Origin of the sequence: Gimesia aquarii (genome assembly GCF_007748175.1) — a bacterium.
Lineage (GTDB): Bacteria > Planctomycetota > Planctomycetia > Planctomycetales > Planctomycetaceae > Gimesia > Gimesia aquarii_A.
The window spans coordinates 6,579,595-6,591,553 of the sequence record NZ_CP037422.1; the positions used below are offsets into that span (position 1 = coordinate 6,579,595).

An 11,959-nucleotide genomic window follows, 5' to 3' on the forward strand; every position below is an offset into this window, starting at 1 on the left:
TAGACTTCGTTCAGTATGAAATAAATAAGAATCTCAACATCCGTTTTCATTATCAAGCAGCATTATTTCGATTCGATCGAGCTGTGAGTAGATGTACTGCCGCACTTAAACTATGCAAAGTTTCTTCAAAAGTCTCTGCAGCACGAATAGCATCTAGATTTTCATTCAATCTTTTCTGTAAACCAACCAGATGCTCTTCCTGACCAACTATTTTTAGAAGATTTTCACTCTGTGAATTAAGCGCTTCAATCTGTAAAGAAGAAACTTCAGATGTTTCTTTCAACTGATGATTCCACTGTCTAACTTCACCAGCTATTTCTTTAGTGGCTTCCTCGATTTGTGATGTCTGTCGTGTTTGTGCCGATATCACATCCTGATGAACTTCGTTCCAAATCTGGGCCAGATGCTTTGAAAACTGATTGTTCGATTCTTTCTGTGTTTCTTGCCAGCGAGTCATCATGAGCTCAATTTGTTCGGTCGTTGATTGATAGGCACTCAGGAACTCGTTACGCAATGATTCCAATTGTGAAGAGTGAGTATCTAGAGTATTTGACATTCCTTGCTGCATCGATTGATCAAAATTGACTTGTTGCCGCTCCATCACCTCGTTCCAACGACTCCGCAATGACTCCAGGTTTTGCTGCCAAAGCTCTGTTTGGCGCTGTATCATTTCTTCTGTACTCTGAACCAATTGCTGGGCTGCCTCTGCTTCTGCTAGCTCTAACGGACTAACAGACTTTTCTGAAACACTCATACAAGTCGCAATATTTTGAATCCCAAACAACTCAATTTTCTCAAGTTGTTTTTGTTCCATACGTTCTACAACAAAAGTCGAAAAGACCAAAACCAAAGATAAACCTAATGCCAATGCCGTCGTATCAAAGGCAACCGCCAATCCACCAGTCACTTCTGATAGAGAGGTATCCAGTTGATCGGGTGTGACATTAGCAATGGCAATCGTGATACCAATTACCGTCCCCAGGAATCCGATAATGGGAACTGCCCAGGTAATTGTTCGAATGAGAGAATAGCTGGCATGCATCTGCTCAGATGCCAGTTCTGCCAAATACTTGAGATGCTCATCAAGATCCTGAACAGACCTTCGTGCTTTCACATAGGAAACTACATCCTGTAGTCTTTTGCCAAGATAAGTCTCTCCAATCCAACCGGGAAGAATTTGAACCTGCTCCTCAAAAACATCAATTCGCTCGTTAATGTCTTCAACTTCACCTATTGTTTCCCAGTCAATGTTTGTTTCTGTTAATGATTTATTCTGGCCATGCATACCGATGCCCTTCACACCGATAATTGCCATACCAATAAAGAAGAGAGCTGTCGTTGCGTATTCAAGCGGATGACTACAAAAATACCGTTCTACGAGCGCCTGATATAAAGGAAGATGTGGAATCAGCGCGTAAAATCCAAAGGTGGCAGCTGTCCCCCAAAAAAGGGGAGATTTCAGGACTGCTTTTGACCAATTCAACAAGTGATCTTCTTTTTCACTTTTCGTCAGCAATTCTGCATGTTCCATCTGTATGCTCACATCCTAAAAGGCGCTGGTGCTCTATCGAGCTTAGTGTTTGGGTTTAACCCCATAGGGGTCGTACCGTTTGAGGTCCATCACCTTCTTGCGAAAGCTGATAAACTTGTGGTAATACCTAAAAACTGGTGACAATGAACTCTTATCAGAGCTTGGTAATCAGAGTCGATTTTGATTCCATTTATGGAAAATCACTCAATTACCTGTCACTTGAGTAATACGCATATTCGTTATAATCGACATATTGTGACATCCAAGTTGAAGAAAAGTTCTGTCTCAAGTTGAGAAGGAAAAAGTAATCAAGTCCATCCACATGAACACTATCTTATATAGGCAAAACCGATGATAAGATATTTGATGAATATTTTTCGATAAACTGCTTTGACAATTGAAGTTAGAATTCACAAACTGGATGCCGTTTTGACTCCAAACTACTAAAAAGAAAAATTGCTTCTGGGATTCAGTCCTTTTGGACTGTTCACGAAGGAAACAGGCTGTTTTACTGCTGATTGGTAGTTGTCTTTGTTCAATTTATTTTTTACTGATTCAAACATTCACGTTTGCTAATATGACTACATCGCGAAATCATAGCTCGGGACAAAATTCATTACCCACCGTTGATAAATTAATCACACGGGAGATTTTGGGATATCTGAATTTTTCAAATGGAAAACCTGATCCCAAATTTCGCTTTAACTGGAATCAACTCTTTTCCGAATTAGATAGACTTCCTTCTTCAGAAATACTTTACTCGCTTTTGTCCTCTGAACTAAATGCACTCAAAGGTACAACTCCGGCTTTCCAGGAAATCAAGCAGGCGGAAAATGTGCTTCGAATCGCTTTCAAGGAATGCCTTCCTAAATACAAACAGCATCATCGCGATTTGTTATTTCATGTCACAGAACAAGATTTTTTACAGCCTTATTTTTTGGCGGTTCTGTTTGAAGCGATCCTCGAACAGCAAACTCCCTGGGAATCAGACACACATGTCGTTCAAGGGGCGATTGATAAACTAAATGATTTTGTCGGTTTTCGACCTGTAGCTATTCTTGAGAATAACCAAAAAATGCAGGTTTACCCGCATGAGAAATTTCGCCCTATTCCTCTCTACTTTCGTGAAAGCGGTGTTGCCTGTGGACCATATCAGCGATTAATTGAATTCACCCTTAAGACATTACAATCCACCCCGAACGATCTGTTGCACCAGGCGCATTTTGGACTGGATAAAATGGATGAAATCGCTATTGATTTACGTGCACACGATCACCTGCATCCCGTTAACAAACGAACCAACTATATGTTTGGGGAATGGGATCCCCACACCATAGACAACCAGGGTTACTATCGTCGGTTTATTATCCGTAAATTAATTCTTGACTCATTGTTAGCCTGGATCGACGAAAACAAAGAGCTGCCTCTGCAAGAACGCTTACAGGATGCCGCCGCTGTCTTGAGTGGTACCATGCTGATGGCGTCTTCGATTAGTGGATCAGGGCCAGATACTCACTCTAGTGAAACCAGCTTAACGTCACTACTTCCCAAAGTCGCCCGACAGCGTGATGACTATTACAATCGACTATTGGCTTCTGCATCAGGACAGCGTGCAGAAAGGCTACTGAAAGAAGCAAAACAGTCACAACAACCCTTTGGACACATTCGTCATTATCTGAATTTACATTTAGCGCGTTACGGAGCGCAACAGGTACAGCATCGCCAGCTTTCAAGGATTTATGCGCGCATGGGTTTCGCAACAGCGGCTCGTTGTGAATCTGCAGTTATTCCGTGCACTTCAGTTCGATTCGAGTGTGAAATCCAATGGAGAGTGACCTTGGTTCACCTTCATTTAGAACGATATGAACTGGAAGAAGCCTGGAATCTCATACCCGAAATAGAGGATTTTTTAACAAGGGGTATCGAATGCGGAGCATTAATTGACCCTTGGAATATCTTAGGGTTTCAAGGTTTATTTCCGCTTTTCATTTCCCGTGAAGACAGCATACCTGACCAACGTAGCGAAGTCCTCCTTGATCTGATGGAAGAAATTTTTTCTGCCTATTCAGCAACTCTCAGTGAAGCGGCTGCACAAGGAAACAATAAGCTCAAACTTCAAATTTCTGATCGTTTTCAAAAATTGGCAGAGAAATGGGATCGCTATGCCACAACTACGGTTGAAGATTTACCTCAGGTCAATGGTCAGGACTCATTTGAATCAGCGGCACATGTTTCACAAATTCTGACTGAGTGGAAGAACGGAGGAGAATCTGTAGGAGATATCTCATTCTGGAGACAGCACGTCGACCGGTTCGAATCTGCAAAAGCATATGCATTAACGGTCGATGCACTCTTGCAAAAACGAGATCATGTCGCTGCTATCGGGCTAATCATGCAATGGCTCAGTCAAGTTGATCAGACCGGACTTGAATCGGGACCTTATTCGATTCATTCCGTACTACTACAATGGATGCGTCAGCTCACATCCAACCTTGATCCGAAAACGATTGCAGCAAACTGTCTTTCCATTCGTAAGATGTTCGATTACCTGGAAGCCAATGCTGCCGATTATTGGTCGGTGCCTCGATTTGACGCAGTCTTACCTGCTCCTGAAAAAGAAATTGAAGATCCTTTCGAGGATAATCTTGAAGATCCGGATGAGGAAGATTCTCTGTTCGATGCCGCATATGAAAATGTCACGTTTCGGGACAGTGCCGACGATGGTGTCCAAGGTGAGATGATGGATTCTGGATACTCATCCAGTAACTCTGAAATCGAATCTATTAATCGGCAACTGGAACCACGACTCAAGTTTTTGAATACACTTTCTCAACTTTGGCAAATCTCAGCTGCCTTTTTCTGTGAATCAGAGATCATTCTGCATAAGGAACAAGTCGATGACTCTCAAGCTACAGAACAATCACAGTTGTTTGACCGTTCAACCAAACAGTCCATCGAAGGCTGGATCCAACATACCGAACACTTACAACAGGAATTAGTGGTTCTACTCAACTCGATTTGGAATTATCAAATTCCTAAGCCGAGTGGAGATCATGATTCAAATATTGAATATGACTTACAGCTCCAGACAAAATTTTATTTGATGCATGCCATTATCATAACAACGGTCAATTGTCGTTCTGCAAGGTTAATGCTACTCTCTACACTTCCAAAGTCCGACTCAGAACCAGAACTTACGGAAAATGAGAAAATACTGGTTCCCATCTATCGTGGAGTGCTCACTCGAGACATCGAACTGGTGCAAAAAGAATTTCCAACATTTTTGAGTAACATTTCAGAGACTCCACTTCTATATACTCCCCTGGATCAAGGTGGAAAACCAAATGTTGTTCTGAAAGTTCGGTCATTGCAAATGATCTTACGGTTTCTACTATCACAGTTACCCAGTTTGGCAATGCTACGTGAAACCTGGCAATTATTAAAAACCGTATACCGAATGGAGCGTTCTTCACGTCCGGAAGGGATTGCAGTGAGTGAATTTGATCGCCTGTTTAGAACGGCGTTGAGAAGTTCCCTCTCAGCAATTATTCGATCGGCTCATGCTTGGGATTCTGAGCAATTGGACGATGAAAAATTGATTGATATTGCAGGAAAACTCGTCGAAAAATATCGAGAACAATGGCTCAAACATAGTCGCACAATGCGACTTTCCAGTGCCGAAGCGTTGAATCAGGAATTTGTCTGGATGGAAGTGAAACAGTTCATCCAACAGTATGGATCGGAATTGTTCCACGCCCAATATCTCACATTGGGAAATCTGCGGGCAATTCTACATAACGGAATCGAACAATACCTGAATTACTTGGCAGAGTACCATGAACCTGCCGAGCCTATGCTTCTGCTCACTGATCTTGAAGAGGGAGAAATTGACATGGATGAAGCAGTGTCTAATCTCAAGATCATCTTCGATTCCGTTGTTGATAAATTCGATCGATTCGTAGAATACAATAGCACAACCACTCAATCAGACTACGGCGAAATGTTCTACTGTTTGTTAGACTTTTTACGTATCGAAGCCGCTTATGAACGTGATGATTGGAAGATGGTCCCATTGTTGATCGCCCATAAAGTTCTCGCCCAAGAAGACCGCAACGAATCTGCATTAATTTGGGAAGCCGTCTTTGAAGCAAACTCTGAAGAGATTGCAAAAAAACATCTGAAAAAACTGAAACAAACAGAATCGGAATACAAAATTAATCTCCCACTGATTTCAGATCACCTGAATGAGAGATTTGTTAAACCATTGGCGGTAAATCGAATGATGGCACTTGTACCCCGTGCCATGAATGATGCCCGCAATGGAAACGAAGACTCTGCTGCTTTTTCGATTCTCCGAGAGGAAATCGAGCGTTACCTGGCATCTACAATTGGTTCAGGAATTGATGTGCCTGACTGGATGAGAAATCTGGAAGATGAAATTGATCGATTAGACGAAAAAGTTACCAGTGAGCAGTATGACATCGAAACAGAAATTAAACTGTCGCCAGTTCCAATGTCTCTCGATGATATCAAAAAACAACTGAAATTATGGAATCAACCACTGGCTCGCAATCGAAAGAAAAAGAATAAAGAGTAAACACAAGACTCTTGCAAGCGATGAGCGGCGATCCCCGCCACAGTGAAGCTATCACTGTGGCGGGAAGAAAACTGTTTTGGACTTAAGCCATCCTACTCCTTTGGTTTGTTGAGCAAATCGACGATTTTTCCCTGTTCATTAGGTGGAATCATTTCGTAATGACTTAATTCAATATCATAAGTGCCCCGTCCCCCGGTCATACTGGAAAGAGTGCGGGCGTAAGTCATCACCTCAGCTAGCGGGACGCGCGCCTGAATAATTTCGTAACCACCTGGAGAAACCTGCATGCCTTCCATTCGTCCTCGTCGACTGGAAAGATCGCTACTGATATCTCCCACATTTTCTTCGGGGATGAGTATTTCGATTCGAACAATTGGTTCCAGTAAAGCAGGCCGTGCTTTTTCAAATAACTCGGCAAAGCACTTACTCCCTGCAATTTTGAAAGCTGTTTCGTTACTGTCTACAGGATGGTCCTTGCCGAAGAAGACTTCACAAATTAAATCTTGCGCTTGACAACTTGCAATCACGCCTTGTTTCATCCGCTCCCGCACTCCTTTTTCAACAGCGGGAATGAACTGATTCGGAATGGATCCTCCTGAAATCCGGTCAACAAAAGCAAAATTGAGGTCAGGATCATAATGGTATGATCGGAGATGATCAAAATTCGCTTTTGTAAAGTATTCTTCCGGATTAACATCGGGCGGCATCGGAGAAACTTTGAGGTGAACCTCAGCAAATTGCCCTGCCCCTCCGGATTGTTTTTTGTGTCGATAGCTACCCTCGACAGTTCCCATAATCGTCTCTCGGTAGGGAACTTTAGGCTGATGCGTAACCACTTCTACCTTGTCGCGATGTAAGAGGCGTTCTTGTACGATTTTCAGGTGCAACTCACTCATTCCCTGCATAACCATTTCATGTGTTTCTTCATCATGGACGACATGAAACGTCTGATCTTCTTCTTCAATTTTGTGCAGTGCCCCGGAGATTTTCTGCTGATCATTCTGACTCTTCGGCTCTACTGCTAAACCTACAACGGGATGAGGAAATTTGATCTCAGGCAATGATAACCCATCACCGTTCGCATCTGCGGTAATCGTATCCCCCAGTTTTAAATCATCGACTTTAGCCACAGCGAAGATATCTCCCACGGAAACTTCTTCAACGGGTTCCTGTTTTCCTCCCTGCACATCAAGTAATTGATTTAATCTGACTGGTTTCCCGGTACGAACATTAACGACAGAGGAATCTTTACTCAGCTTACCGGAAAAGACTCTTAAATAGTTCATTCTTGAAATGAAGGGGTCAATGCGTGTTTTAACAACCTGAGCGACAAACGGTTGATCAGGAGAGGGATCGAGCATCACTGAACGACCATCTTTCGTCTCTTCCATTCGTTGAATATCTTGTGGACATAATGTGTAGTTCGACATTGCATCCATAAATTCAGTAACGCCAACACCGGTTTTGGCGCTCATGAATAATACGGGAATCAAAGTTCCTGCAGCCATTGCTTTCGGTATATTCTCTGACAATTCTTGAGCATTGAGCTCATCACCATCAAAAAATCGTTCCAGTAGCGTTTCATTAGATTCTACGATGGCTTCAATCAAAGCCTGACGCGTTTCCTCTGGATCTCCTAACACGCCGTCTCCTGGCGCATTAGAGTTTTTCACAAGATCATATACGGCACTAAAATCGGCTCCCAATCCAACCGGCAGGTTAATTGGTATGCAATGAGAGCCAAATGTTTCTCGAATAGAAGATAATAAAGAATCATAATCTATATTATCTGCATCACATTTATTGAGGACAATCATACGGGCGATACCAGCTTCCTGTGACATTTTGGAAACTCGCAAAGCATTGATTTCGACTCCATGGCCAGCGTTCAGTAAAATGATAGCCGTCTCGACAGCACGCAGAGCACCAGAAACTTGCCCAATAAAATCAGGGTAACCTGGTGTATCTATGAGATTAATATGGTGACCACCATAGTCGAAATGAATTAGCGTCGAAGCGATGGAAATCCGATGGTCGATCTCTTCCTCATCGGTGTCCAACTGACTGGTACCATCATCTACAGAACCTAATCGTGTAGAGGCGCCAGATTGAAAAAGCAAAAGGTCGGCTACAGTTGTTTTGCCAACAGCCCCGTGGCCGACCAATGCCACATTCCTTACGTCATCAACCTTGTATTCGTTCATCGCTCGTCCTGCCTTTTTAAAAAAATGGCGGGGCGTATTGTCTCTGTTCCGTTAAAGGCAACACGCTTAGCCAGGAAATGATGCGAACGTGTGCCGGGGAAAAGAACTTTTCCCTGACATATCCTTAAACCAGTTTTCCTTGAGAAAACTGGACCAGTCTTGCGATAAATTCTCATTTGTGTGCTACATACACTTATACTTTATCCTATTGTTCCTCTAACAAAAGGATAACTTTTGGGTTTCTAAAAGGCGAAAGGATTTTCTGAAAAATAGACTTGCAATCAGAAATAACCCTACATGCCTTAAAATAGGCAGAAGAAAGAAGCCTGCAAATAGAAAGTGGATTTTCGCAAGACAAGCTGATAACGCGGCTTAAATACAAGATCAAGCAAATTTAGAATGGAACTGGTAATAAAAATAAATGGTGCTCAAGTAGAACTCCACTTCCATGAACTCCAATAAACTGTGTAAAGAACACAATAAATACATAGACTGCCAAAAGCGGTAGTACGATGGTGCGACTCAACCAACGCCAGCCAAACCAGGCATTTTTTGTCCGGGAAGAAGCACGAAAATACACCCAGCCTAAGAGAAGTTTTGTGGGATAAATGGTCGCCACAAAAATCAAAGTAATTCCCCAAACAGCATCACGGGGTAATGCAGCCACTTTAAACAGATACAACGGTAAAGACAATACAAAAACCACAATGATCGCCAACATCCATGCTATCGGCGTGCGTTTAAATTTGCTTCTGATCGCTCGCAATTCAAACATTGCAGAGAACCGATTCTCTGCTGCAAAATGAGCCTGCAGCAAAGGCAACCAGCCAAGTACAATCACAAGACTCGCTCCTCCTAACAAGGTGATCAAGACGGAAATCCCTTTATTACTCTCAGGAGAACTGGTAGCTGCTAACATCAACGAAGGAATGACCAACCATATGAACGCTCCCAGGAAACCTCGTAAGCCCAAAGAAAAATTCTCCCCCAGTTTGAGAGAGGCAACAAATGAACTGACATTAAGCGCTGCCCTGTCGAAGTAACCACCAGCACGAATCTGTTTAATTAACCAAATCGCATTTTTGAGAGGACGAATAAAACAGGAAAAAGTTCCTCCTCTTGCTAATGCAAGACAGAGATGAATCGAAATTAAAATGGATGCCAGTAATGTGAGAGCGTGTAATGTCTGGTCAGAAGGCCCACCCGGTTCAATCAATCTGGCATCTGCAGCGGCTCCTGCAAGTAATAACAAAGGTATTAACCATAGTGTCACACCAATGACAATGGTTCCCATACGAGGGGCGATGTCTAATAGAGGAAATGCCAGACGTATCTTGCCCGTGCGCGCGACGCGTCCTTCAACATCCAACAGATACCCTAAAGCGATAAAGTTGACTAAGGGAACAGCCGCAATCAGCGCTAGAAAAATAACCAGACAAAAAATTCCAAAAGTCATTCGCATCATCCAGAAGGCAGCTTTAATTGGATGACGAAATAGATGGGGAAAAGGGGGAATATTTCCTACAACTTCATCAGGATAAAACTGGTCAACCTCAATCGACTCAGCCTCAACTTCAACCTCTTCTGAAATAAAATCCTCTACTTCAAACGCAGTTACCAACTTGCCCGTTTGTGAATCCTCATAATCGTTATCTTGCGCGGAATTTTCGTTCACAAGATGCTCCGTCTGATTCTTAGAAATTCGGGACGCTGATTTTAAATTTAAGGTTTTCCCAGAATCGGCATGGTTTTTCAAAGTATCACCTGTGTATAGGTAAGTCCAACATATAACAGATATTTATCGCAGTATCGAGAATTAACACAGCAATATTCTCAGCAGCTCTCTTAATGGTACTCAGAAAAAAGTCCTAAGTTTCAATAATTGGCTGAAACTTTCGAATTACCGATCTGGTATGATTACATGAAAGCGTGATTGAATCTCTCAACCGCTGCCTTGTCATTCACATTTATTCAGAGATCATTTCATGAAGCAGAACATTCTCAAGTGGAAAGCTGTTTGCCTGCCGCTCTGTGTTGTAGCTCTGGTTATTACTCTGGTGACGTGGGCGTCAAGTAGCCCTATCAAGAACTCTCCCAAAGCTCCCGTGACCATAGAGGGAAACCCCTTCCAAAATACTGTGAAACAGGTTGATCAGTTTTTTGAAGATCAATGGTCAGAAAGCAACATCTCTGCATCAAAATCCACAGATGACCTTAACCAAATAAGAAGACTTTCCCTTGCCTTGCATGGAACTGTTCCCTCGTTGGAAGAAATCCGCGAGTTTGAACAAATGGAGGGAAACGATCGATTAGAACGCTGGACTCAAAAACTATTAGCAGACCGACGATTCGCCGATTACTTTTCTGAACGACTGGCCCGTGCTTTTGTAGGTGTAGACCAAGGTCAGTTTATCATATTCCGCCGTGATCGATTCAAAGCCTGGTTGAGCGAGCAGATTGAAGCGAATACACCGTATGATGAACTGGCAAAAACTCTGATTTCAGGAGAGGGTCTTTGGACCGGTGATCCCGAGACAAACTATATTACTGCCGCCTCTGCTGACGGAAATCTTGATCGTAATAAGTTAACCGGAAACACAGTACGCGCCTTTCTGGGACAGCGTATTGATTGTGCGCAATGCCATGACCATCCCTTTGACCACTGGAAACAATCCGACTTTGAAGGGCTCACCGCCTTTTATGGGCAAGTCGAAGTTCAACTATTTGGAGTCAGACAGAACGAAGATTTAAAATATGAAGTAGAAGATCGAGAAACATTGGAAAAACGTGTTGTTTCTCCTCAAGTTCCATTTCTTGATGAATGTCTGCCTCAAGAGGGAACGCTTCGCGAAAAACTGGCGGCCTGGGTAACACACCCTCAAAACCGAAGGTTTGAACGCGCTTCAGCGAATCGTATTTGGGGACTCTTATTTGGAGTCCCATATATTAACCCCGTTGATGACCTTCCAGCTCCGACAGACCTTTCGGAATTTCCTCCTGATGTACTCGATATTCTGGGGAAGGATTTTCGTGAAAACGGTTATGATATCAAACGGATGATTCAAATCATTGTTGCTTCAAAACCATTTCGGCTGTCTTCTCAATCAAAAAGTCCTGTATCTGAAGAAGAGGTAGAACGATTGAATGATTCCTGGGCTCTGTTTCCGCTAGTCCGATTACGTCCCGAACAAATTATCGGTTCGATGCTTCAGGCTTCGTCGTTAAAGACGATTGATCAGAACTCCAATTTATTTATGCGAGGTCGCCGGTTTTTCTCTGAAATCAACTTTATCAATGAATATGGTGACTTGGGCAGTGATGAATTAAATGATTTCCCGGGAACGATTCCTCAGGCATTACTTAGAATGAATGGTGAATTTGCCCAGGATAACGGCACTGCTTCCCCACTGAACTCCGTAGGACGCATAGCGGGATTAGATTTTTCAGACGAAAAACGAATTGAGACCTGTTTTTTAGTCTGTCTGACCCGTCCCCCCACCTCTTCTGAAAAAGACTACTTTTTAAAACAGTATCAGGCCACTCAGAATCAAAACGAACGTGTTAAAGTGACGGAAGACCTCTTTTGGTCTTTATATAATTCACCTGAATTTTCCTGGAACCATTGAG

General features: G+C 42.8%; 5 protein-coding genes. 2 read left to right on the top strand and 3 right to left on the bottom strand.

The genetic code is table 11. The features are described from left to right. Positions 1–52 precede the first annotated feature (52 nt). Positions 53–1,531, bottom strand: coding sequence for a MotA/TolQ/ExbB proton channel family protein (locus V202x_RS24895; protein WP_145179500.1), 1,479 nt, complete (start codon positions 1,529–1,531; stop codon positions 53–55). A 577-nt stretch (positions 1,532–2,108) separates the two neighbouring features. Here V202x_RS24895 and V202x_RS24900 point away from each other — a divergent pair. Further along, positions 2,109–6,128 (top strand): hypothetical protein, encoded by a 4,020-nt coding sequence (locus V202x_RS24900; protein WP_145179501.1) that lies wholly within the window; start codon positions 2,109–2,111, stop codon positions 6,126–6,128. A gap of 92 nt (positions 6,129–6,220) precedes the next feature. Here V202x_RS24900 and V202x_RS24905 read toward each other — a convergent pair whose 3' ends face one another. Together V202x_RS24905 and V202x_RS24910 are read right to left on the bottom strand one after the other, a co-directional pair. Continuing rightward, on the bottom strand, positions 6,221–8,332 hold the full coding sequence (locus V202x_RS24905; protein ID WP_145179502.1) for an elongation factor G: 2,112 nt from the start codon (positions 8,330–8,332) through the stop codon (positions 6,221–6,223). Positions 8,333–8,726: 394 nt separating this feature from the next. After that, on the bottom strand, positions 8,727–10,007 hold the full coding sequence (locus V202x_RS24910; RefSeq protein ID WP_145179503.1) for a DUF4013 domain-containing protein: 1,281 nt from the start codon (positions 10,005–10,007) through the stop codon (positions 8,727–8,729). Positions 10,008–10,317: 310 nt separating this feature from the next. Between V202x_RS24910 and V202x_RS24915 the strand changes: the two genes are divergently transcribed. Beyond that, positions 10,318–11,958, top strand: a complete 1,641-nt coding sequence (locus V202x_RS24915) for a DUF1549 domain-containing protein (protein ID WP_145179504.1) — start codon at positions 10,318–10,320, stop codon at positions 11,956–11,958. Position 11,959 lies beyond the last annotated feature (1 nt).

Coding starts and splice junctions, on each gene's coding strand:
- V202x_RS24900 (WP_145179501.1), top strand. CDS start 2,109: ATGACTACATCGCGAAATCATAGCTCGGGACAAAATTCATTACCCACC.
- V202x_RS24905 (WP_145179502.1), bottom strand. CDS start 8,332: ATGAACGAATACAAGGTTGATGACGTAAGGAATGTGGCATTGGTCGGC.
- V202x_RS24895 (WP_145179500.1), bottom strand. CDS start 1,531: ATGGAACATGCAGAATTGCTGACGAAAAGTGAAAAAGAAGATCACTTG.
- V202x_RS24915 (WP_145179504.1), top strand. CDS start 10,318: ATGAAGCAGAACATTCTCAAGTGGAAAGCTGTTTGCCTGCCGCTCTGT.